This window comes from Aquamicrobium zhengzhouense, assembly GCF_016124105.1.
Lineage (GTDB): Bacteria > Pseudomonadota > Alphaproteobacteria > Rhizobiales > Rhizobiaceae > Aerobium > Aerobium zhengzhouense.
In genome coordinates, this window is the sequence record NZ_JADGMQ010000008.1 from 79,914 (window position 1) to 102,252 (window position 22,339).

Here is a 22,339-nt window from a genome sequence, read left to right on the forward strand (position 1 = left end):
CGCCTTGATGAAGGGCGGCGCAACCGAGGGCGAGCGTGCAGCGGCGCGTATTCATGCTGGCAAGCTCGCCGCACGGGCAGGAATGACGCTTGAGCAGGCTGTGTCCGAAATGGACAGGGCGGTTGCGGCAAAGCCGGCAAATTTTATCGACGGCTTCAACGACTGGATGGAGGCGAAGCAGCCTGGGTACAAGGCGAGAGAAGCGGCGAAGCGCGCTGAGCGGCAAGACCGGTATGCAAAACGGCGCGCTGAAATACTTCAGGAGTTCGGCAGCGTTCGGCAGTTCATGGATCCAACGCCAAGCGAATTGCTTCTGCTGGAAGCAGGCGAGCCATTCGTTACAAGACGATTTTCCTATCTCGATGTGTGCGGCACCCAAAGGCAAGGCGCCAAAGAGTTTGCTGGCATAGCAGGACATTCCTTCAAGCTTGAAGACGTGAACCCGGAAGCAATCGCAGCGATCAAAGCAGCCATTCCATTCCCGATCGGCATCCGCGGAGCTTTCGAGGAGCTGAAAGTATGGGACAAGCTGAACCGCGATAGGGCTCATTTCTACGACCATCACGAATACTATTTCGATTTGCCGATTGAATTGCGGGTCGAATTACTGCGCGACGTGATGAGAACGCAGCCCGCCGAAACATGGGACGATCTCGAGGCGCGCTTCCACTACAAAGCCTACGACTGGCAGCAGCAATGGATCGACGAACAGATCTTTGACGATCCGGAGTGGTCACGCCTGTTTGGCGATTTTCGGATCCTTCGAGCAGCGGCAGAGGCCAGGACTACGCGACCCGTCCACTCTGGACGCCGTACCAATGCAGACAAGCGCGCGGCGGTCTTGTCCATGTTGGACAGTTACCCAGAACTTTCAGATCGAGAGATTTCCCGCCGCGTCGGAGTGAGCCCCCAGACCGTCAACACGTGGAGAAAGAAGGTGAGTGCATGACCATTGCCGAGCGCAGGGCGCGTCAAGCCTACGATCGCATGAACCCTTGGCGCCCTATGCCTGAGGCCGAGCCAGATGGCACTGTTTGCGAGCTTCTATTCAACGACATGGTCGGGTGCTTCGACGCGGATCCCGGTCGCTATTTCCTCGACCATGATGGGCGCTGGTATCGGATCGAACCACCTGGCGTGTGTCTGCGCACCGCGATCAATTGGCGCCCGGCCTTTGCGCGGATTACTCCCGAACGACGACACTATCTCAAGCAGCAAGCGAGGCGCACATGAGCAAAAAGACCCAAGCGAAGCAAAAGCGACCTACGATCTCTCAGCAGGAGAAGGAACAGGTGCGAGCTCGCAGGGCTGTCGGTCATTTCGAAGCCTTACATCTTGATCAGTTTGGGCGTTACCGATTGGCGGTTGGCACGGCCGAAGCGTCGCGCCAATACGACTTGAGCAAGGGTGGCATCGTTCGAGTTCGCAACGTTGATCCACTCAAGGGCATCTTGAGCTTGACGCAAAAGCAGCGGGAAGCTGGCGAGCGGTACCGGGCCGACTTTGAACTTGCGGCGAGAGAAGGTCTAAAGACCGGAACCGTCCAGGAGCGTGTCGACGGTGGCGGCGTCGCGGCTTCCATCGCTGACCATCTGATCGACAATCACAAGATCATGGCCGCGGCCCGTGATGCCTTGGTCTACCCGGAGATTGTAAGCGTCATGGATGCAGTGTGCGGCATGGGCATGTCGCTCAAGGAGGTCGCTGAGCGTGCGAACGTGGTGCGCGACATTCCATCTCAGCTCCTTCGCATGGGGTTGGAGCGATTGGTTCTCCACTACAGTCAACAAGGGGCCTCACGTCACGGTTGATAGGTGACGTCAGCTATGGTAATGATTTGCGTATTCGCAGAATTGCGTCCAGAACCCGCCCGAGTGATCAGGCGGGTTTTTCTTTGGAGGGTCTAGCGCCCGGAAGACACAGCAGCATCACAGGCCGCACGAGATGGGCCATGCTGCTCGATTATCTGCCGGGCCTTGTCCTGTGGGATCCCGTGCTTCTGTGCAAAGTATGAGACTTCATAAGGTTGATCGGCAGAGACGCGCGCTCGATCTTGAGCACCTTGGTTATCTTTGTCGTCAGGCATTCAGCTTCTCACTTATTCCGGGGTTCGATTAGCAGCATGATCCTGGCGCTGCTCATTCTGGACCTGCTTGCCATCAAGTCCTCGTTCCTCAGAGTGGCGTGACTTATCCCGGTTCGACAGGATGTCGTTCTCGCCAACCATCTCGCGCTGCAGCTCAGTATTTGCACCGCTGCCGTCGCCCTTGCCCTGCGATCCAGGGCCCATGTGCTTTTTGCTGGCATTGGCCATCGTGTATCTCCTCTTGAGTACAGGAGGCCAACCGCTCGACGGTGGAATAAGTTCCGGCGCGAACCGAGCGTCGTGCTTCGTGTAAGGTAGACGAGAGGGTAGTCCTCATAATTGGCAGGGTAGAGCAGTTCGGTAGCTCGTCTGGCTCATAACCAGAAGGTCGCCCGTTCGAATCGTGCCCCTGCAACCAGATCAGAACGGCGGCGTCGGCCCCTAGATGGCAGTGTCAAGCCGGTGAACACAGTCACGCATCATCAGCCACAACGTCAACGGGCAGAAGACACGCACTGACGCCGAGGGCCATTGTACGGCTGATACGTGTTGTCTTCGACCCTGTAGGAACGATAACGGGCAGAACAATATTCTATGTGGCTGAGATCAAGGCTTTCGGTACCAAGAGCAGCTTGATCAAATGGCGCGGCCAGCTCTGCATGCTCGACGTTGTGGGGTGCCTCATCAGCGGGTGTCTGTTCGGAATAAGGAGAGATGCACTCTCGATTTCCGCCGCTATACGGGCGGTAGGAATTGGTTTGCTCATCATAAGAACGATAGCGCCGGCTACACCAAGCGACGTGCTCTGCACTGAGCGCGCGGGGCGGATCATCTGGTAGGGCGCTCGTTACAATGTCTTCAACGCCAGCGCGGTCTACAGTCTCATCGTCAAACGCAGGATGCGGAGCCGTGGGCTCAACGCGCTCATAGTCTTGCGCGGTAACATCGATTTTCCGAATGTCAGCTAGGAACTCCGGTTCGGCCTCAACTGAAGTTCTCTGTACTGGCACAGGGTCCGCGCTCAAAAAGCTTAGGGCGAAGGCCACGCCGCCCACGAAAATCCCTATGGTTAGGGTGAAGCCACCTATCACTGCGAACAAGAACTTCATGACACGTCCCGCTTTAGATCCTGAATGGGGAATGCGGAGAGTTTTCAAGGGTTCCCAAAGTGAAGTCGGCAATGATCACGATCCGCCCACCCAATAACTAGCTGGGGCAGCCCATCGATGAGCGGCCCGGCGGTCGCTCGCATCATAACGTTCGGGAGCCTGTCTACTACAGGCGTAGGGATTCGGCCTTCTCGGCGTTTCATGCAGCAAGGCAGCGCGAATGCTGAGAAGGTTGGGCATTTCCCGGCCGTCCCTTGGTGCCCCCATCACTCGGAGCCTCCCATGATCAAGATCGGAACGCTCGTCTCCTATGCCGGCGGCCATGGCAAGGTAGACCGCACATCAGTCCGTACAGGCGCGAAGCTCTACCGCGTCAACGACAAGTGGATGACCAAGGACAGCCTCACCATCCTTGGCTAAGCTCAAGACCCTCAAGCCGCTCGTCGGCAAGCTGCCACCACGCCTCGGATATCAGCCAGGCAATGAACGTGAGCGCTCAAGGCACAGGGACAGCACACAAGGCTGGAGAGCTTGGTACAAGACGGCGCGCTGGCAGAAGCTGCGATGGTCAGTCCTCGTCCGTGACCTGTTCACCTGCCAGATGTGCAGCCGGGCAGAGGCTGACACTTCGCTGCTAGTAGGCGACCACATCAAGCCGCACCGCGGGGATGAGACGCTGTTCTGGGATGCGTCCAACATCCAGTGCCTGTGCAAGCGATGCCACGACCGGCACAAGCAGAGGGATGAGCGGAGATACTGATGCCTTACCCAACCGGATCTAGCAACCTCACCGGCGCAACTCGCTATCGATCTGGCTTCCGCGGAGTGTTGGTGCTCCAGGTTGAGGTGCGGGTCATAACTTGGTGGAAGGGCCCCCTGAGCCCGCTTGCCGACCGTAAGCCTACCTACAAGCATTGGTGGCGCGACGCCACGGTCGAAGATCTTCGTGCGCTGGAGCACGTGGCGCGTCAGTGCGAGGCATGAACATCAAGGGGGGGGTGGTCGAAACTCTGGGCGGCCCGAACCGCTAGACCCGCCCCTGTCGCATTCGCACAATTTTTTCCCCTTCGGAAGTTTGCAGCTGCAAACCGAGGTGCAAACCTGTGACCAGACCAAAGAACGATAAGCCAATCGATTGGGAAGGCATTGAGCGTGATTATTGCGCGGGCGTCATGGGCGTACGCGAGATTGCGCGCTGGTACGGCGTGTCAGACACGGCAATTCACAAGAAGGCAAAAGCTTTAGGCTGGGAGCGCAAGGCAAAGCCCAAAGGCCCGTTCCAGGAGCACAAGGAGCGGCGATCTGTTGCCGCTGAGATTGTTGTCCCGAGCTCTGTTCGACCCGAAGAGTTGTCGGATCGAGCCAAGAGCATAGCCGGCCGATTGATGGACGAGCTGGAAGCCGTCACGGCGAACGTCGGCGAGCTCGAGGAAATGATCTGGACGGAGGAGAGCGACCCGCGTCGTCGGCAGGCGCTGCTCAAAGCCTTGTCTTTGGCGGAGCGGGCCAAGACCCTCAAGGATCTGAGTACGTCGATGAAGACGCTCAACGAGGCTTCCGCACCGGAAGGCAAGAAGGCTCAGAAGCAGGCGGCAGCGGAAAGTGTGGGTGGGCGGTTTGCAGCTCCATCCGCTCCCAAACTGGTTGTCTCAAATAAATGAAGGACTGGACTACGGCCTGCATGGACTGGGAAAAGCGGATCGTCGCCGGTCGGCCCCTGATTGTATCGCCGCCGCTGTTTCCCGATGAGGCTCAGGCCGCGCTTGATGTGTTCAAGGCGCTTCGGATTGTTGACGCGGCTGGCAGCCCGACCTTTGGTGAAGCGTGCGAGCCGTGGGTCTTCGATTTCGTCGCGGCTATCTTCGGGGCTTATGATGCGGAGAGCGGACAGCGCCTGATCCGCGAGTTCTTCCTTCTCATCTCGAAGAAGAACGCCAAGTCTACCATTGCTGCCGGGATCATGATGACGGCGCTGATCCGCAACTGGCGCATGTCTGCCGAGCTGCTGATTATCGCACCGACGATCGAAGTGGCGCAGAATAGCTTTAAGCCAGCCGCCGACATGGTGCGGGCCGACGAGGAACTGACTGACCTTCTTCATGTCCAGGACCACTACCGGACGATCACGCACCGGACCACCGGCGCGGTGCTCAAGGTGGTGGCCGCTGATAACGATACCGTGTCGGGCAAGAAGGCTGCATTCGTTCTGATCGATGAGCTTTGGGTATTCGGTGCCAAGCCAAAGGCTGACGCGATGCTTCGCGAGGCGACTGGCGGCCTGGTATCGAGGCCGGAAGGGTTCGTTATCTCGCTATCAACCCAATCGGACGCGCCGCCAGCTGGTGTGTTCAAGGCGAAACTCGACTATTTCCGTGACGTGCGGGACGGCAAGATCGATGACAAGAAGTCTCTCGGCGTCCTGTATGAGTTCCCGAAGGCGATGCTCAACAGTGAAGCCTATCTGGATCCAGATAATTTCTACATCACCAACCCGAATTTGGGCCGATCGGTCAGTCGGGAATGGCTTGAGGACGAGCTAAAGAAGGAACTGGCAAAGGATGCGAGCACTCGCAACACCTTCCTTGCCAAGCACCTCAACATCGAGATCGGGCAAAACCACCGCAACAACCGCTGGCCGGGCACGGATTTCTGGCCGAAGCGGGCAATGGAAGGTCTGACGCTCGATCATCTGCTTTCCGTGTCTGAGGTTGTCGTGGTCGGGATCGACGGCGGCGGCCTCGATGACTTGTTCGGCTTTGCGGTCGTAGGTCGTCACAAGGAAACCCGTGACTGGCTGGTCTGGGCACACGCCTGGTGCCACGAGGGCGTTCTGGAGCGGCGCAAATCGATCGCTTCGGTGCTCTTGGACTTCAAGCGTGCGGGCGAACTGACCATTGTTGACGATGAGCTGGCCGATATCTCTGAGATTGTCGGCATCATTGACGAGATCAACCAGCGCGGCCTTTTGGCCTCGGTAGCTGTGGACCCGGCTGGGCTGGGCGAAATGATTGAGGCGCTGGCAGAGATCGGCATTACGCAGGAAGGCGGCCAGCTGATCGGTGCACCGCAGGGCTGGGCGATGATGAACGCCATCAAGACGGCGGAACGCAAGCTCGCCAACGGCACGATGAAACATTCCGGTTCCAAGCTGATGGCTTGGTGCGTTGGCAACCTCAAGATCGAGCCGACCGCAACCGGCATACGGGCGACGAAGCAGAATGCTGGTGATGCGAAGATCGACCCGGTTATGGCGATGTTTGACGCGGTTACCGTTATGAGCCGGAACCCAGAAGCCCCGGAGGGCGGTACGATGGATGATTACTTCAACAGCCTTGTGGGCGCTGCATGAACATCCTTCGCAAGATGGCCGACATCGTTATGCGCCGCCTCACGGTGCGCGAGCCGGACGACTGGTATTCGGATGCAATGCGTGGCGATGCTGGCGAGGTGGTTACTGATACGTCGGTGCTCGCTCTGTCGGCTGTATGGGCCTGCGTCAACCTGATTTCAGGCACGATCGCATCCTTGCCGCTCATGGTCTACCAGACGAGGAACGGCACGCGCGAGATCGCAAGGGATCATCCGCTTTATCGCATTTTGCATGACAGCCCGAACTACGATCAGACATCCGTCGATTTCTGGGAATTCGTTTGTGCGTCGATCGAGCTTTGGGGCAATGCATATGCTCGTATCGAGCGCAGCAATGGCCGTATTGTTGGCCTCGTGCCGGTAGCCCCAGCCCTTGTTTCGGTACGACGGCTTGGCAATGGTTCGCTTGAGTACCGCTGGACGGAAGACGGCAAGCCCTACGTTGAGACTGACCGGACCATGCTTCATGTGCGTGGCTTTGGCGGCAATCCGCTCGGCGGCATGTCTACCCTCACGTTCGGCCGGAACGCTTTCAGCCTGGCGCGAGCGGTCGATAAGGCGGCCGGTGCTACGTTCAAGAACGGAATGCGGCCATCTGTGCAGCTTGTGTTCGAGAAGTGGCTGACGCCAGAGCAGCGTGCCCTAGCTAAGTCCAAGATGACCGAGGAATATCTCGGCGCGATGAATGCGGGCCGTCCGTGGATCGCAGAAGGCGGCGCAAAGGTCGAGGCAATCTCGCTCAACCCGGAAGATGCGCAGATGCTTCAATCGCGCGGCTTTTCGGTCGAGGAAATTTGCCGGTTCTTTGGCGTTCCGCCTTTCATGGTGGGCCATACTGAGAAATCGACCAGCTGGGGCACCGGCCTTGAGCAGCAGACGCTCGGCTTCCAGAAGTTTACGCTTCGTCGTCGCCTGAAGCGCATTGAGCAAGCCCTCGAAAAGCAGCTTCTGACGCCGCAAGACCGGGCTGCTGGCATCACTATCGAGTTCAACCTTGAGGGGCTTCTGCGTGCTGACAGCGCAGGCCGTGCCCGCTTCTACCAGCAGATGACCGCCATCGGCGCCATGACCATCAACGAGGTCCGGGCGCTGGAGAACCTGCCGCCAGTTGAGGGCGGGGACGTACCGCGCATGCAGATGCAGAACGTGCCGATCACGGAAGGTGACCGCGAAACCGTGCGCCAGATCATCGCGGAAGAACAGGAATAGCCACATGAAGACCAAGGATTTCGCCCTGCACGTCAAGGACGTGTCGGAAGACGGCACCTTTGAAGGCTACGGCAGCGTCTTCGGCAACGTGGACAGCTACGGCGAAAAGGTCATGCCTGGCGCGTTCGTCGAAAGCCTCGCTCGTCACAAGCGCGAAGGCTCAAGCGTTCTGATGCTGTGGCAGCATAACCCTGATCAACCAATCGGTGTGTGGGAGGATTTGGCGGAAGACGCGAAGGGGCTTTGGGGCAAAGGCCGGTTTCTGCTTGAAATTCAGCGCGCACGTGAGGTTCACACGCTCGCCAAGGCCAAGGCTATCGGCGGGCTGTCGATCGGATACCGAGAGGTCGAGACGGAGCCAGATGGGCAGGTTCGCCTTCTGAAGAAGCTGGACCTCTATGAGATTTCGCCGGTCACCTTCCCGGCCAACCGTCGCGCACGGATCGAGAGCGTCAAATCAGAACGCATGGATGAGTTCGCCCGCCGGCTGCGCGATGGCGATCCCATGCCGATCAAGGAATTCGAGGACATCCTGCGTGAGGCAGGGGTTCCGAAAAGCATGGCTGTTGCGATCGCCTCGCACGGTTATGCCAAGGCCATTCGGAGCGAGTCCGAGGGCGAGAAGGCGAACGATGCCGTTGCGCTGCTCAAGGCACTGCGCGGCTGATCCCAACCCATCGCTCTAGGAGAAAACCATGAGCACTGAAAATAAATCCGCTGCCGAAATGGCGGCTGAGATCAAGGCCGACCAGCAGCGTGCTGTCGATGCCGTCAAGGCGATCGCGGAAGAAGCTCTCGGAAAGGCCAAGACCGGTGAAAAGCTGACCACTTCGCTGAAGGAGAAGGCCGACGAGGCGCTCCTGAAGATGAACGGCCTCACGGAACAGGTTGCTGAACTTGAGCAGAAGATGGCTCGCGGCGGCAATGCGGACCCGGAAGAGCAGAAGTCCTTCGGTGAGCAGTTCATCGAGGATGAAAGCGTCAAGTCATGGCTTGATGGCAGCCCGTCAAAGGGCAAGGCTGATGTCCGCTTCAAGGCGACCATCACGTCCGCCACCACCAACGCAGCTGGTTCTGCCGGGGCGGGTGTACCTGTCACGCGCCTTCCCGGCGTTCTGGAACTCCCGCAGCGTCGATTGACCGTCCGTGATCTGCTCACCCAGGGTCGGATGGATGGCAACTCGTTGGAGTACGTCCGCGAAACCGGCTTCGTGAATAACGCGGCTGGCGTTGCGGAAGGCGGCCTCAAGCCAAGTTCGGACCTCAAGTTCGATCTGGTCCAGACCTCCGCAAAGGTCATCGCGCATTGGATGAAAGCTTCGCGCCAGATCCTCGATGACTTTTCCCAGCTGCGCTCGATCATCGATCAGCGGCTGCTCTACGGCCTGGCCTACGTTGAGGAAACGCAGCTTCTCAACGGCGACGGGACCGGCCAGAACCTGCACGGCATTCTTCCGCAGGCGACCTCTTTTGCCGTTCCGGCGGGCACGGTCACGCCAACGCCGATGACGGCGATCGATACACTGCGCATTGCCATGCTACAGGCCGCTCTTGCTGAGTATCCTGCTACTGGCCATGTGCTGAACCCGATCGATTGGGCAGGCATCGAACTGACCAAGGACGAGGATGGCCGCTACATCATCGGCAACCCGCAGGGAACTGCGCAGCCGACAATGTGGGGCCTTCCGGTTGTCGCCACCCAGGCGATGGCGGCAGGCACGTTCCTCACCGGCGCGTTCCGCCTCGGTGCACAGGTCTTCGACCGCTGGGATGCGCGCGTTGAGGTCGGTTACGTCGATGACGACTTTATCCGCAACCTCGTGACTATCCTGGCGGAAGAGCGTCTGGCTCTCGCTGTGTACCGTCCAGAGGCGTTCGTTACCGGCAGCATCAACCCGGCTCCTGCTGGCGGTGGCGGCGGTTAATAGTTCGGCTCATCACGAGGGGCGGGCTTCGGCTCGCCCTTCCCATGAACCGAAGGAGATTGCGCTATGAAAACTTATACGGTCCTTCGTCAGCACTATGGCGACAAGCAGTACATGGCGGGCGACACGCGCGAAGCCAATGAAACTGACGTGAAGCACCTTGTCACGGCCGGAGTGCTCGAAGAAGTCGGTCCCAAGTCGGAGAAGGCTCCTGCCAACAAGGCAGAGAAGGCGGCTCCCAAAAACAAGTCGGCAGACTGACATGCACCGTCCCGTCCTCGTCACGCCCCCCGACATTCTTCCGGTCACGGTTGAAGATGTGAAGGGGTATCTGCCTGATACGGAAATGCCTGATCCTGTGATCGAGGGCATGATCCAGGCGGCTGTAGACTATCTTGACGGCTGGACGGGCATTCTCGGACGCTGCCTCGTTGAGCAGACCTGGCGGCAAGATTTCGATGCCTTCGACCGGGAGCTTCGGCTTCCATTGGGCAACGTTATTTCGGTCGCGTCGGTGACGTGGCGAGATCGCCAAGGTGCTGTGCATACCGTGCCGGATACGTCCTACTCGGCGCGAACGGATGCCGCTGGTCGTGCGTCAGTACGCTTTGAAGCAGGATTTGGCTTCCCGAGCAACTTGCACGAAAGCGCAGCAGTTGCGGTGACGTATAAAGCGGGGTTCCCGACAATACCGGCTGACGGCAGCGATCCAGCCAAGAGCACCGTTCCTCAGAACGCGAAGCTCGCGATCGTCCTGATGGTGCAAAACATGATGGCGACAGCAAAGAGCGAGGATCTTCGTTCCTTTGAGGTGCATGACGCCTACACCAAGCAGTACAGCAGCCCCGAACTCATTCAGCGGTGCCGCACTGGAGCTGTAGACATGCTTTTGTCGGGCTTGAGGGTCCAGAGCATATGAGGGCGCCGGCTGCTGAATATCGGGAAATGCTGCGCGACGGCGGTGAAGTCGTCACGTTGAAGCGGATCGTCCCGAACCAGCCTGAGCAGACGCTCGCGACGGTAAGCGCCCGGATCAAGGGATATCGCCCCGAAGAAGTCGTCGGTAGCATTCAAGCCGGGAACCGAAAGGCGATCTTGCTGGCGGAAGACCTGAAAGACGTTAGCCCGCCGATCCAGAAGAATGATCGGCTGGTTCTTGCCAGTGGGGGCGTGCTGACGGTCGTCACCGTCGACAGCAGCACCCACAAATACGGCACAACGGTTCTGGCCTATGTCTGCCAGGTTTCGGGTACTGCGCTATGAGCTGGGACTTTGATCCGGTCGTCACGTTTCGCGATCTGGCCGACGAGATTTCCTCGCCCAAAGCGAAATCGCAGCGGCTGGCAGCATTCGCAAAAGAGAAGATTGCCGAGGCAGATGCGATCAACCGCAATGCGCTTGGTCGGGATGTAGATCGCGAGGTCTACGTTGACGGCTCGGCTGGGAGGGCAATTGAACAGGTCAGCCCGGACGGCGTGGTTTTTGCCGAATGGAGCATGATCGGCAGCGTTCTCGAATGGATCGGTGAAGAGCTTCTGCTCGCATCGCCCATCCTCACCGGGAAGTACATGCGCAGTCATATTCTGTTCGTTGACGATGTGGAGCATCAGCCGGGAACACCGCTCAATGAGGCGGCTTCCGAATATGCCTTCGTCAACAAGCAACCATATGCCCGCAAGATCGAGCGAGGCCAAAGCCCGCAAGCGCCCGATGGCGTCTATGAGGTCATCGCGTCGCTGGCTTCCCGTCGCTTCGGCAATCAGGCGCGCATTCGCTACAGCTTCCGCTCCCTGACCGGGACGAAGGACAGAACCGACCGCCAACCGGCGATCATCGTCTATCCGAGGTAACATGGCACATCTCAGCGTCGTGCAAGCCGTCGAGAGCCGTCTCGCCGGAGCCTTCTCGCATTGCCCGATCCGCATCGAGAATGACGGCGATATGACGGTCCCGAGCGATAGCGGACCGTTCCTCGCGGTGCAGTTCCCCTGGTCTCGCTCCGAATGGGAAACGATCGAGGGGCCGAACGGCAGCGACTTTCTGGAAGAGGGCGGGATCAGGTTTGTTCTCGCGGCTCCAGCGGGCCATGGGGCGCACATCTATCGCGGCTGGCTGGACGAAATCGCCGCTCTGTTTCGGGGCGTGACCTTCAATGGCGTCCAGACCTTCGCGCCGACCTCGCCCGTCACCGACGACCGCAACGATCGTGCTGGCTACTTCAACCTGTCGATCGTCGTTCCCTATCAGTTCATCATCACGGGATAGCCGCCATGCTGAAGATCACGAACATCTCTCACAACACGCAGCGCTTCACCACCCGCACCGGCAAGCGCGTGGAGATTGAACCCGGCGCCAGCGAAAACGTCGCGATCGATGCCGACAACATTCGCATCAGAGCCAAGGTCAATGCAGGCCTGATTGCGGTGGCCGAGCAGCGCAAGGATGCCAAACCGGCTTTAAGCAAGGCCGCATCAGCCGCATCGTCGTACGACGAAAGCCCTTCAAAAGAATAGGCGGAGCTTCCGCTTCACCACTCGCACTCCCGCGAGCCCATGGCTGCCGTCCACCCGGCGGCCTCTTCAACGTGCCTGCAGCCCAAGGAGATAACCGGCCATGGCAAATAAACCACTTCCCGTCGCCCGCTCGAAAGTATCGATCGGCGGCGCAACCGCAGCATGGACCGAGGTCGCAGCAGCGGCTGATACCTATGTCGTCATTGGACGCATCCGCAACATTGGCGGCTTCGGTGACACCTATCAGGAAATCACCGTCGATGAAGTCAATGACGGTCGCACCCGCAAGGCCAAAGGCACGGCCAACGCTGGCAATATGGAGCTCGTCTGCTCCCGTGATGCAGATGATGCAGGCCAGATTGCCCTGATTGCGGCGGCTGAAAGCCAGGAAGCATTCAACTTCAAGGTTGAATTGCCGAACGGTGATGGGACCGATCAGGTCTACTACGTCTCCGCTCTGGTAATGTCGCAGAACCTCGGCCTTGGTGGCCCGAATGACACGCAGACGATCACCTTCAATCTGAGCCTAAACGAAGCTCCGATCGAAGCCGCTCCTTAACGCGAACCTCTCGCGAGAGCGGGGCGGCGGCTTGATCGGAGGCCGTCGCCCCATCCGATCTGATCCGGTCTTCCGATACAAAGGACAATTCCGATGAGTAAGGCAAAGACACTTTCTTCCGATGTGATGGTCGAGCTTGACGGCGATGAATATCCGCTACGCTCTTCACTTCGCGCTGCAACCGCGATTTCCAGCCATTTCGGTGGCTTCATTGCAGCGTACCAGCACCTCGCCAATGGCAATCTGCAGGCGTACCAGTTCATCATCCGCAACGGTATTCCCAAGGCTGATCAGCGCAATATCAGCACGGAAGAGCTGAACGAGATGATCTGGCGCAAGGGCACCGTTGATCTGGTTGGCCCGGTCTCGAAGTATCTCGGTCGGCTCCAGCATGGCGGGCGCGATCCGGATGAAGACGTTTCGCACGCCGATGATGGCGATGAGGGAAACGGCGAGATCTAATCACCGTCGATGAATACCTCATCCGCTTCTATGAGGCGGCGGTAACAATCCTTCGCGGATGGTCGGACACCGAAATCATGGAGTGCGACCTCCTGCGGCTCGATCTAGCCGTGACGTCCATGGCGAAGGAAGTTGGCCGCGAATGGCGAACGAGGTACCGCATTGCCGGGCATGACATTAAAGAGCCGGAAGACATGGCCGAGGTTGATGACGATACCTTCAACCGGAATGTCCGCGCCGCGATGGAGATGTTCAAGCGTCAGGGTGCGAGGCGCTAAGCGAAGTCGGCCGGATACTCCGTTAGAGGCGGAGTGCACCATTGCACTTGTATGCGACGCTCGCAATTTCATTCCCTGCGGGGTCGGTCACTACCTCTAGGAGCTTGTCGCGGTTGGACATAACGCTCACGTTTACTGGCCCGAAAGCCCTTTCACACAGGACGCCTGACTTCAGGCGCACGCAAGGTAGGGTTCGGGTCGGTGACCTTTCGCCATTGAAGATGCCGTTCAGCGTAATTCCAGCACCCGAGATCGTCACAACACGAATGGCAGAAACGGGCTGGTTATCGAAATGACCGCCGACCGATCGGCATTCCAGCGCATGAGCGCTCGTGATCGAAGCTAGTAAAGCAGTGCCGATCAGCAACAATTTCGTCATTCATGATCTCGCCATTTCACAACGGGCGAGAACTGTACTTTCGCTTGTAGGATTTCGCAAATGGCCAAAGATACAGTCCGCACGCTTACTGTTCGTGGCAAGGAGGAAAACCTCGATGCCGTTGCGAACAAGCTGCGTAAAGTCGGGCAAGAGGCAAAGGCTGCAGGTGATGGCGTCCAGAAGCTGGGGCCAGCTGCAACCGAAGGCGGCCGCCAGCTTGGCAACCTTGATCGCCAGCTGGAGAACCTCGACAAGCGGCTCGCTGGCGCACCGAGGGCATTTGCTGACTTCGAACGTAGCTCGCGGCTTTTGCAGCGCGGGCTTGACGCAGGCAAGGTTTCCGCAGCCGAGTTCTCGCGTCAGATGGCAGAGCTGCAGACGCGGCTCCAGAAGACTGTTGCGCCGCGCCTTGGGATGGACATCGATTCATCCGGGCTGCGCAGGCTTATCGACGGGCAGGTCGAGCTTGATGCTGCAACCCGTCGCACCGTGCTTTCGGTTGTTCAAAGCCAACAGCAGATCGAGCGCGCAATGGATGCGGCCGCTCTGGAAGTGGCTGAGTTTGGGACGGAACTGGAACGGCTGCGTGCCAAGTACAATCCGGTTTACGCTGCAGCCAAGCAGTATGATGCTGAACTGAAGGAGCTGAACCGCGCGCAACAGCTGGGAGCGATTTCAGCCAAGGAACACGCTTCGGCGCTTGAGTTGCTCGATAGCCGCTACAAGCAGGCGGCTTTCGGTGCAAATGCGCTTGATGCCAATAGCGGCATGGCGCAGCAACAAGTGCGCAACCTTGCGTTCCAGTTCCAGGACATCGGGACGATGATGGCGGCTGGCCAGTCGCCGTTCATGTTGCTGGCGCAGCAATTGCCGCAGGTGACGATGTACGGCGGTCAGCTGAATGGCGTGATGGGTGCGCTCAAGCAGACGTTTGGCAGCCTTATCTCGCCTCTCGGCCTTCTGACGGCGGGTTTTGTCATCGCCGGTAGCGCGGCCATCAGCTATTTCCGCGATACCAATGATGAGGCTGACGCGACCGCTGACGTGCTGCGGGATCAAGAGAACCTGATCCAACGCGTGGCAGACAGGTGGGGTGATGCCATACCTGCGCTAAAGGAATATGCGCAGGCCATCAAGGACGCGCGTGAGGCCGCCGATCTGCAGATCGCATCGCAGATCGTCCAGAACAGCTATCTCGATCAAGTCCGCGAACTGCTACCTGAGGTGGCACGGGAAATGGCTCGCTTCCAGGATTCTATGGGGTCGCTTGCCATTTTCACCCAGCCACAGTTGGAACTCGCTGCGCAGGCGATGTACGATGCCTATGCAGAAGCCGAGCGAGCACTGCGTGCTGCGGAGGTTTCTCTTCGGAAAAACGAAGATGCTTCAGAGGATTTGACTAAAGCCAACGAAGCACTCGCGGCTCTCCTGAAGAGCGAGGCCATCCCCGCAACCGGCTCGATGCGCGACGCCGTTGAGAAGTTGGCTGAGGCTTACGAACTCGCTGCTGAGCGCGCGCGAAAGCTCAACCAGCAGCAGGCGATAGCAGCAGCGCGGGAGGCCAACCGGCGCCGATTTGATAAGGCTGGGCCAAGGGTGGGGGAAGGAACTTTACCTTCACTCTCGGACACAAGGTTCAATGAACGGTTCGGCTGGGACACTGTCTTCAACTTCCCTGATGATGGTGCAAAGAAGAACCGAGAAGCCGAGCGTGCTGCGGAGCGCCTTGCTCGTGCCTATGATCGCTTGTTCTCGTCTGCACAGCGCCAGATCGACCAGATGCGGATGGAGATCGGTCTTGTCGGTGAATATGGCGTCGCTGCCGAGGCTCTCCGGTTCCAGTTCGAACTTGTCCAGGAGGCGCGCGAGCAGGGTATCGAGCTCGGCGACAAGGAAATGCAGCAGATCAAGGATCTGACGGCTGCGTATCGTGAACTCGCCGCTGAACTTGCCACCTTGCAGGCGCTCGACGACATCATGTTCGACCGCAGCCTTATCGGCCTATCTGCTGGTGATCAGGAGATACTGAGCTTCTTGCGGCAGCTGGGCATCGAGGCAGACAGCGCCAACGGTCAGATGATCGCTGGCCAGATGCGCTACAATCAGGTGCTGGAAGAGACACAAGCCGAGCTTGAGGAAATGCACGCCCTCGGCAAAGACGTCTTCATGTCGATCCTCGACCTGCTTTACGAGACGGGCGACATTGGCGAGAAGCTGATCGGCATATTCGCTGGCATCGGCAAGCAGTTTGCGCGCATGGGCATGGAGCGGCTGTGGAAGTCGCTGACAGGTGAGGGTAGCTCGATCTTCGACGGGATTTCGGGCAGTGCCAAGGGATCGTTCTCGCCGGTACAGGCGGCGCAGGTAGGCCGCGAGATCGGCAATTCGATTGCCCCGGCGATCTCGACCAGCCTCAACGATAATCTGCAGAGCTATGCAGCTGCGATCCGCAAGATCGAGAGCGGCTCCTATGAGGGCAATTACGGTGCGCTCGGCCCTGTGGTTGCCAAGGGTTCCTATGCCGGTGATCGGGCTTACGGTGCCTATCAGGTCATGGGCAAGAACATCGGGGCCTGGACCAAGGAAGTGCTTGGCGTATCAATGTCGGTCCAGCAGTTCCTCGGGGATCGCTCGGCACAGGATAAGGTGTTTTTCGCCAAGTTCGGGCAGTCGCTCGACAAGTTCGGCAACTTCGCTGATGCAACCTCGGTCTGGTTCTCGGGCCGTCCGCTCAACCGGGCGGGGAATTCCAGCGACGGTTACAACACCGTGCCGCAATATGTCAGCAAGGCCGAGGATGCCCTGCAGAACTATCCGGGCATTCGCACTGGTGTTCGAGATGGCACAATTGATGCGGCAAAGCGCCTTCAGTCACCTGCAAGCGGCGCAGTTGCCGCCGAAAGTGCCCCCGGGATATTCCAAGGCGAGAACTTCAAGAACCTGATGGGCGTTGGGGCTGCTGGCCTTGGCGCTTTCTTCGGGGGTATGCAATCAGGCGATCCACTGTCTGGCGGTCTCTCTGGTCTGATGACCGGCATCGGGGCCGGGCCGATGGTTTCCGGCCTTCTTGGCGTCGGCAGTATGGCCGGGGCGGTGATCGGCGGCATTGGTGGTGCGATCCTCGGCGTCATTGGCGCTCTGATCGGTCGTTCGCGCCGGAAGAAGCAGGAGCTGAAGCAAGCCCAGCAGGAGCTGGAGCAGCAGATGGGTGCGATCACCCAGCTCATTGCAAATGCTACCGGCAACTTCATGGGCCAATACGAAAAGAGCCTGATGGAGACGAGCGACGAGTTCGCCAAGGCAATCGCCATGGCAACGAAGGCGAAGAACAACAAGCTCGCCAACGAACTGCGTCAGGCGCAGGAAGAGTTCTTCGAGCGCACGGCAGAGAACTGGGTACGCAGCTTCGAAGGCATGATCGGCTCGCTTCGCTCTGGCATGGGCTTCGATGGCGAGTTCATGGCTGGCATGGATGCTGTCGAGAAGATGCGCGAAAGCCTTGTCGGCTTCGTCAACGACGCCAAGATGTTTGCCGAAAGCGGCGGTGATCTTTCCGCCTATGTCGGTGCGGCTCGCGGCAACAAGAGCGTTGCTGGCATCTTCAATCCGGGCGGTCTTCTGAATCCATATCAAGAAGAGGTTTTGGTTGGAGATCCGGGCGGTGGATATCAGGAGTTCAAGAAGAACGAGTTCATCGACGGCTATCTCGACATCGCCAAGCAGATGTTCGAACTCGGCGTCCAGGTCTTCAACAAGGACGGCGGTCAGCTTTACGAATCGCTCGATGAGTTGAAGAAGGTGGCGACTGACGCCGGCCTTGAGATCGACGAGTTCAACCGCGTCACCAAGCAGCTGCCGCAGATCGTGGCTGATGCTGTTGCGCAGGCGCAGGAAGCGGCCATTGCCTCGGCTCTTGCCTCTCTTCGCGGTGCGGAAAGCTTCACCGAGATGGAAGAGGCGGTGCAGAAGCTGCAGGGTGCAGCCGCAGCATTACCAAGTCTTCTGGAAGATCTCGGCATGAGCGCCGAGGATGCGGCGCAGGCAATCGAGGAATCGCTTCTCGTCGCCATGGACAAGCTACAGCGGTCCCTGCGCGATGATCTGACCCGCTCGATCAACGATCTGGCTGACAGCGGCTTCCTGAACGATCTCTGGGATGCACAGGCCACCTTCCAGACACGGATCAGGGATCTCGAAGCGCTCGGGATGCCGACCGGGCTTGCTTTCCAGGAGCTTGGTCTGCGGGTTCGCCAGATAGCCAGCGATGCCGAGCTTACAAGCGACCAGCTAATACAGCTGGCAGGCGTCTTCCCGGAAGTCGGCGCAGCAATCCTTGGTGCGATGGGCATCGGTGGGGCGGGTCTTTCCGTCGAGGATGCAAAGGCTGCACTCGATGAGGCAAAGTCAAACCTGCGCGCTGCTTATGATGCGGAGAAGACCTCGATTGAGCAGGTCATCTCGCGAATGCAGAGCCTCACGAAGAGCCTGAAAGCGTTCCTCAACGACATCCGCCTTGATGCCAACCTGTCGCCTTTGAGTGACCGCCAGCGCCTTGATGAAGCACAAAAGCAGTTCCGGGACCTGGCAACCAAGGCTCTTGGCGGGGATGAGGAGGCACTTGCCGACCTTGAGCGGGCAAGCCGGGAATACCTTGATCAGGCAAAGGCCTATTGGGCGTCTTCCGAAAGCTATTTCGCCATCTTCGGAGAGGTGGAGCGGATCGTTGATGAGGCGCTCGGTGTGGCAGGTGCTCAGCTATCCGAGGCAGAGCGGCAGCTCGCGGCGCTGGAGAAGCAGATCAGCCACCTTCTTAACATCGATGATGGTGTGAAGTCGGTTGCCGATGCCATTGCCGACCTGAAGCAAGCTGAGGCTGAGCATGTGGCTGCGCAGCGGGCACATGAAGCCTATCAGACGCTGCTCTTCGAGCGGATGCTGGCGATATTGGGAGCGCAGCGGGCAGCTGGTCCTGCAATCGATGCAGCCGCTTATCTTCAAGGTAATCCGGACATCAGCACTGCGATCGGCAAAGGCTATGATGCTGGTACCGGCTCTGTCGATATTGGTGTGATCGCAGATGCCCACTGGCAAGATCATGGCCGGTTCGAAAATCGCGATGTCGGTATGCGCCCGCAGACGCAAGCTGAAAGATATCTCGCCAACAACCCGGACGTTCTCGCCGGTATTCGGGCAGGTCAAACCTTTGGCTCGTCCTCAAGCAGCATTGAAGAACTGGCAAAAGCACATTGGGAGCAGCATGGTCGGTTTGAGAACCGCGCCAAGGGTTTCAGCTCAGGTGGCTTTACCGGAATGCTGCCGGTCAACGCTGTTGCGGGTCTGGTGCATGGGCAAGAGTTTGTCATGCATGCCGAGGCCACCCGTCGCTGGCGTCCGCAATTTGAAGCGATGAATGCCGGAATCAATCCGTTCAAGAATGACAATTCGGCGGTGGTCGGTGCGCTGAAGCAAGAGATCGGCGTCCTCACGGCCGAGGTGAAGCGCCTTGGTGCGATCATCGTCATGTCCGATCAGGAAACGCGCGAGGAGATCCGCAAGGGCAGCGACGCCGCCCGCGAACAGGTCTCGGTCAGTCGCCGCAGGGCTTCAGCCGCCTAAGGAGCCTTTCATGATCTATCTGATCGATGTCTGCGCGCATGATGGCGCTCAGATCGTCACATTGCGCTTCGGCACGGTTGGTTACACGACCCAGCCGAGTGATGATCCGGCAGATGCATGGTTTGAGCCGCGGATCATCCAGCCGGGCAATTACGAGCGCTATGCCTTCTCGCAATCGGCAACGAGCGGCAGTGCCCGGGTGGGTGCTGGCGAGATCATCCTCGCCAATCCTGATGGGGCCTTGGATCATCTCCTCGACTATGCCTTCGATGGCTACCAGCTGACGATCTACGGGCTCTCCTCGTTTGATGCGCCATGGGCCTCGCGTACCGTGATGTTTGTCGGCACCATCGAGCAGGCCGAGTTCACCTGGAAGCGCGTCGTGTTGCGGATCCGGGACCGGCTTGCTGAACTCGATGAGCCGATCCAGACGACAGATTACGCCGGAACGACGATTGCTGGCGGAATGGATGAGGCGGAAGGGCGACCGGAAGATGTGAAGGACCGACCCAAGCCGCTGCTTTACGGCGTTGGCAAGAACCTGCCTGCGGTCGCCGCCAACATGTTTGACCACATCTATGAGGTGGCATCCAACGGGGTTGCCTCGGTCGATGCGGTCTATGATCGCGGCGTCGCTCTCACTGCAAGCGGCGTCTATCCAGATCTTGCTGCACTCAGGGCTGCGAGCATAGCCTCAGGCAATTACGCGGTTTGCCTTTCGCCCGCCTATGTTCGTCTTGGCTCACGTCCAGCGGGACAGATCACTGTTGATGCTACGGAGGGCACGAGCTCAGCTGATCGTTCTGCTGCCTCGATTGCAAGGCGCATTCTCGAAGCGCAGGGCTTTGTTGCGGGCGATGATTTCGATGCAGCCAGCTTCGATGCTCTCCACCTGAAGAACCCGGCACCGGTCGGTCTGTGGACCGGAACCGATGAGATGACCATCCTTCAGGCGCTCAATCTGATCTTGGGGAGCATCGGAGGCTATATCGTTCCGGATCGTTTGGGCATGATGCATGTCGGGCGAATTGAACTTCCTTCCGCCGCACCGGTGGTCCGGCTGGACCGGGCACTCATTCTTGATCAGGAAGGCGGCGTCGAGCGGGCTGCAACCGGTGATCAGGGGGCAGGTGTTCCTGCCCACAAGGTCTCGGTCAACTACGCCTATAACCACGCCGTATCGGATGCCAATCAGCTTGCCGGTGGGGCAGAGGAATCGTTCGTTGCCTTCGCGGGCGAAGAGTGGCGCAGCGTCAGTGCCGAGGATCCGGCCGTCAAGGATCGCCACCAGCTTGCCGTAGCGCTCACCTTCGACACGCTGCTTGCCGCTGAGGACGATGCTGAGGCGGAGGCTCAACGTCGCCTTGCGCTTTATTCGCAGCGCCGCGATCTCTTCCGCGTCCATATCAAGAGCGAGTTTGTCTCTGCCGTCGACCTTGGCCGCACGATCGAGCTTGCCATCGATCGCTTCGGACTTTCCGCCGGCAAGCACTTCCTCTGCACCGGCATGGAAGAGGACTTTGAGCGAGGCACGACCATTTTGGAGGTCTACGGGTGACGGGGCATCAAATTCTGATCGGCTTTCCCAACCGGATTGATCAGGCTTCGACCATCACAGGTGGTGGCTGGTCTGCCGGACTTCCGCTCGACAACCTCAAGGATCGACTGTTTTCAAGGGTCGCGAGATCCGTCGATGCGGATCCTGCCAACACGCAGTTCGTGGTGGATTATGGCAGGCCGCAGCGGCTGCGCATCCTGGCTTTCGTTGCGCACAACATGTCGCTCTCCTCGCGCCTCACGATCGAGGCGGCAGAGGATGAGGCGTTCACGACGATCTTCTATTCCGCCGAGGTTGATGTGTGGACCGGGATGCTGTCAGCGGAGTGGAACATTGACGAGCTCGAGTGGGAGAACGACAATTTCTGGACCGGCACCTACACCGCCGAGGACATTGAAGGCTTTACCGCCGTCTCAACCCACATTCTGCCTGGCAGCATCAGTGCCCGGTACTGGCGGTTCAAGATCGAAGATCCGCAAAACGATGCTGGCTATGTCCAGATCGGACGTCTTTTCATGGGGCCAGCCTGGCAGCCGCGCATCAACTATAGCTGGGGTGCAGGCCTTGGCTATGAGATCGGCACCGGCGTCGAGACCGCTCTTGGCGGGGCCGAATTCTTCAACGTGAAAGAGCCGGTGCGGGTGTTTCGCTTCTCGCTCGACCACATGCGCGATGATGAAGGCTTTGGCCGTGCGCTCGAACTCGTCCGCCGTGCCGGTATCCATGGCGAGGTGTTCGTCGTTCCTGATCCGACAGATGCGTTTCAGGGGCTTCGCCGCAACTTCATGGGCCGTATTCGCCAGCCATCACCACTTGAGCAGGTGACATGGGCGAATGACGGCTCTGCCCATTCCATGTCCTTCGAAATCAAGGAGCTGCGCTGATGGCTTTGCCTCCACCGCCAACATCTGAGCTTGTCCGGCTCGCTGAGTATAATGGCAATGCCTATGACGAGGTCTCGAACCCCTATGGCTTTGCCTATGGCGGGCACCGTCAGAATTTTCCGCAAAGCCTGACCGATTTCGCGATTGTCGGCAACTGGACCGTTGATGCTGCACTCTACCTCGAAGGGCAGGTGATGCTCATCGATCAGGCAGTCATTGATGCCCAGCAGGCCGCCGCAGCTGCGCAGCAATCTGCGGAGGACGCGGCCCTGTTTGATCCATCGAGCTACTACTCAAAGACCGAGATCGATGCTGCGCTCGCCGACAAGGCGGACATGCAGGACCTCAGCAACCTTGAAGCCACAGCCTTCTGGCTGGCCATGACCTCCTGA

General features: G+C 59.0%; 28 protein-coding genes and 1 tRNA gene. 25 read left to right on the plus strand and 4 right to left on the minus strand.

Going from position 1 to position 22,339, the window contains the following annotated elements; genetic code table 11:
- Positions 1 to 7 precede the first annotated feature (7 nt).
- From IOD40_RS12520 to IOD40_RS12530, 3 genes are read left to right on the plus strand one after another with little or no spacing between them, the layout of a single operon-like run.
- Positions 8 to 949 (plus strand): winged helix-turn-helix domain-containing protein, encoded by a 942-nt coding sequence (locus IOD40_RS12520; RefSeq protein ID WP_198476952.1) that lies wholly within the window; start codon positions 8 to 10, stop codon positions 947 to 949.
- Positions 946 to 1,233 carry a hypothetical protein gene (locus IOD40_RS12525; protein ID WP_198476883.1) on the plus strand — a complete coding sequence of 96 codons (288 nt, stop codon included), beginning with the start codon at positions 946 to 948 and terminating at the stop codon, positions 1,231 to 1,233. Before IOD40_RS12520 ends, IOD40_RS12525 begins: the two co-directional genes overlap by 4 nt.
- Positions 1,230 to 1,811 carry a DUF6456 domain-containing protein gene (locus IOD40_RS12530; RefSeq protein ID WP_198476884.1) on the plus strand — a complete coding sequence of 194 codons (582 nt, stop codon included), beginning with the start codon at positions 1,230 to 1,232 and terminating at the stop codon, positions 1,809 to 1,811. The genes IOD40_RS12525 and IOD40_RS12530 overlap by 4 nt, the downstream gene beginning before the upstream one ends.
- A 92-nt stretch (positions 1,812 to 1,903) precedes the next feature.
- Here IOD40_RS12530 and IOD40_RS12535 read toward each other — a convergent pair whose 3' ends face one another.
- Together IOD40_RS12535 and IOD40_RS12540 are read right to left on the minus strand one after the other, a co-directional pair.
- The gene (locus IOD40_RS12535; RefSeq protein WP_198476885.1) at positions 1,904 to 2,086 is read right to left on the minus strand and encodes a DUF3606 domain-containing protein; all 183 of its coding nucleotides are present in this window, start codon (positions 2,084 to 2,086) and stop codon (positions 1,904 to 1,906) included.
- Positions 2,087 to 2,098: 12 nt separating this feature from the next.
- Positions 2,099 to 2,314 carry a hypothetical protein gene (locus IOD40_RS12540; RefSeq protein WP_198476886.1) on the minus strand — a complete coding sequence of 72 codons (216 nt, stop codon included), beginning with the start codon at positions 2,312 to 2,314 and terminating at the stop codon, positions 2,099 to 2,101.
- Between the two features lie 112 nt (positions 2,315 to 2,426).
- Here IOD40_RS12540 and IOD40_RS12545 point away from each other — a divergent pair.
- Positions 2,427 to 2,504, plus strand: a tRNA-Met gene (locus tag IOD40_RS12545).
- 76 nt (positions 2,505 to 2,580) lie between these two features.
- Here IOD40_RS12545 and IOD40_RS12550 read toward each other — a convergent pair.
- Positions 2,581 to 3,195 (minus strand): BA14K family protein, encoded by a 615-nt coding sequence (locus IOD40_RS12550; protein WP_198476887.1) that lies wholly within the window; start codon positions 3,193 to 3,195, stop codon positions 2,581 to 2,583.
- 282 nt (positions 3,196 to 3,477) lie between these two features.
- Here IOD40_RS12550 and IOD40_RS12555 point away from each other — a divergent pair, with 282 nt between their 5' ends.
- From IOD40_RS12555 to IOD40_RS12635, 17 genes are all read left to right on the plus strand, one after another.
- Positions 3,478 to 3,615: a hypothetical protein gene (locus tag IOD40_RS12555; RefSeq protein ID WP_198476888.1), complete on the plus strand. Its 138-nt coding sequence runs from the start codon at positions 3,478 to 3,480 to the stop codon at positions 3,613 to 3,615.
- Positions 3,608 to 3,955 (plus strand): HNH endonuclease, encoded by a 348-nt coding sequence (locus IOD40_RS12560; RefSeq protein WP_198476889.1) that lies wholly within the window; start codon positions 3,608 to 3,610, stop codon positions 3,953 to 3,955. The genes IOD40_RS12555 and IOD40_RS12560 overlap by 8 nt, the downstream gene beginning before the upstream one ends.
- Positions 3,955 to 4,179: a hypothetical protein gene (locus tag IOD40_RS12565; protein ID WP_198476890.1), complete on the plus strand. Its 225-nt coding sequence runs from the start codon at positions 3,955 to 3,957 to the stop codon at positions 4,177 to 4,179. Before IOD40_RS12560 ends, IOD40_RS12565 begins: the two co-directional genes overlap by 1 nt.
- A 119-nt stretch (positions 4,180 to 4,298) precedes the next feature.
- On the plus strand, positions 4,299 to 4,856 hold the full coding sequence (locus IOD40_RS12570) for a hypothetical protein (RefSeq protein ID WP_198476891.1): 558 nt from the start codon (positions 4,299 to 4,301) through the stop codon (positions 4,854 to 4,856).
- The gene (locus tag IOD40_RS12575) at positions 4,853 to 6,544 is read left to right on the plus strand and encodes a terminase large subunit (RefSeq protein ID WP_198476892.1); all 1,692 of its coding nucleotides are present in this window, start codon (positions 4,853 to 4,855) and stop codon (positions 6,542 to 6,544) included. The genes IOD40_RS12570 and IOD40_RS12575 overlap by 4 nt, the downstream gene beginning before the upstream one ends.
- Complete coding sequence (locus IOD40_RS12580; protein WP_198476893.1) at positions 6,541 to 7,773, plus strand: phage portal protein; 1,233 nt, start codon at positions 6,541 to 6,543, stop codon at positions 7,771 to 7,773. The genes IOD40_RS12575 and IOD40_RS12580 overlap by 4 nt, the downstream gene beginning before the upstream one ends.
- A gap of 4 nt (positions 7,774 to 7,777) precedes the next feature.
- Positions 7,778 to 8,440, plus strand: coding sequence for an HK97 family phage prohead protease (locus tag IOD40_RS12585; protein WP_198476894.1), 663 nt, complete (start codon positions 7,778 to 7,780; stop codon positions 8,438 to 8,440).
- A gap of 28 nt (positions 8,441 to 8,468) precedes the next feature.
- Positions 8,469 to 9,698 carry a phage major capsid protein gene (locus IOD40_RS12590; protein WP_198476895.1) on the plus strand — a complete coding sequence of 410 codons (1,230 nt, stop codon included), beginning with the start codon at positions 8,469 to 8,471 and terminating at the stop codon, positions 9,696 to 9,698.
- Between the two features lie 66 nt (positions 9,699 to 9,764).
- Positions 9,765 to 9,959 (plus strand): hypothetical protein, encoded by a 195-nt coding sequence (locus IOD40_RS12595; RefSeq protein ID WP_198476896.1) that lies wholly within the window; start codon positions 9,765 to 9,767, stop codon positions 9,957 to 9,959.
- Between the two features lies 1 nt (position 9,960).
- Positions 9,961 to 10,617 carry a head-tail connector protein gene (locus tag IOD40_RS12600; protein WP_198476897.1) on the plus strand — a complete coding sequence of 219 codons (657 nt, stop codon included), beginning with the start codon at positions 9,961 to 9,963 and terminating at the stop codon, positions 10,615 to 10,617.
- Between the two features lie 26 nt (positions 10,618 to 10,643).
- Positions 10,644 to 10,961, plus strand: a complete 318-nt coding sequence (locus IOD40_RS12605) for a hypothetical protein (protein ID WP_210336887.1) — start codon at positions 10,644 to 10,646, stop codon at positions 10,959 to 10,961.
- Positions 10,958 to 11,548, plus strand: coding sequence for a hypothetical protein (locus IOD40_RS12610; RefSeq protein WP_198476899.1), 591 nt, complete (start codon positions 10,958 to 10,960; stop codon positions 11,546 to 11,548). Before IOD40_RS12605 ends, IOD40_RS12610 begins: the two co-directional genes overlap by 4 nt.
- A 1-nt stretch (position 11,549) precedes the next feature.
- Positions 11,550 to 11,963, plus strand: coding sequence for a phage tail terminator-like protein (locus IOD40_RS12615; RefSeq protein WP_198476900.1), 414 nt, complete (start codon positions 11,550 to 11,552; stop codon positions 11,961 to 11,963).
- Between the two features lie 5 nt (positions 11,964 to 11,968).
- Positions 11,969 to 12,211, plus strand: a complete 243-nt coding sequence (locus IOD40_RS12620) for a hypothetical protein (RefSeq protein WP_198476901.1) — start codon at positions 11,969 to 11,971, stop codon at positions 12,209 to 12,211.
- Positions 12,212 to 12,311: 100 nt separating this feature from the next.
- Complete coding sequence (locus IOD40_RS12625) at positions 12,312 to 12,770, plus strand: phage tail tube protein (protein ID WP_198476902.1); 459 nt, start codon at positions 12,312 to 12,314, stop codon at positions 12,768 to 12,770.
- Between the two features lie 93 nt (positions 12,771 to 12,863).
- On the plus strand, positions 12,864 to 13,232 hold the full coding sequence (locus IOD40_RS12630; protein ID WP_198476903.1) for a hypothetical protein: 369 nt from the start codon (positions 12,864 to 12,866) through the stop codon (positions 13,230 to 13,232).
- 77 nt (positions 13,233 to 13,309) lie between these two features.
- Positions 13,310 to 13,510, plus strand: a complete 201-nt coding sequence (locus IOD40_RS12635) for a hypothetical protein (RefSeq protein WP_198476904.1) — start codon at positions 13,310 to 13,312, stop codon at positions 13,508 to 13,510.
- A 22-nt stretch (positions 13,511 to 13,532) separates the two neighbouring features.
- Here IOD40_RS12635 and IOD40_RS12640 read toward each other — a convergent pair whose 3' ends face one another.
- Entirely contained in the window at positions 13,533 to 13,889 is a 357-nt protein-coding gene (locus IOD40_RS12640; RefSeq protein WP_198476905.1) for a hypothetical protein, read from the minus strand.
- Positions 13,890 to 13,949: 60 nt separating this feature from the next.
- On the opposite strand from IOD40_RS12640, the gene IOD40_RS12645 reads away from it, so the two are divergent.
- From IOD40_RS12645 to IOD40_RS12660, 4 genes are read left to right on the plus strand one after another with little or no spacing between them, the layout of a single operon-like run.
- The gene (locus IOD40_RS12645) at positions 13,950 to 19,505 is read left to right on the plus strand and encodes a phage tail length tape measure family protein (RefSeq protein ID WP_198476906.1); all 5,556 of its coding nucleotides are present in this window, start codon (positions 13,950 to 13,952) and stop codon (positions 19,503 to 19,505) included.
- A 10-nt stretch (positions 19,506 to 19,515) separates the two neighbouring features.
- The gene (locus IOD40_RS12650; protein ID WP_198476907.1) at positions 19,516 to 21,063 is read left to right on the plus strand and encodes a hypothetical protein; all 1,548 of its coding nucleotides are present in this window, start codon (positions 19,516 to 19,518) and stop codon (positions 21,061 to 21,063) included.
- Positions 21,060 to 21,947 (plus strand): hypothetical protein, encoded by an 888-nt coding sequence (locus IOD40_RS12655; RefSeq protein ID WP_198476908.1) that lies wholly within the window; start codon positions 21,060 to 21,062, stop codon positions 21,945 to 21,947. Before IOD40_RS12650 ends, IOD40_RS12655 begins: the two co-directional genes overlap by 4 nt.
- Positions 21,947 to 22,339, plus strand: coding sequence for a hypothetical protein (locus IOD40_RS12660; RefSeq protein WP_198476909.1), 393 nt, complete (start codon positions 21,947 to 21,949; stop codon positions 22,337 to 22,339). Before IOD40_RS12655 ends, IOD40_RS12660 begins: the two co-directional genes overlap by 1 nt.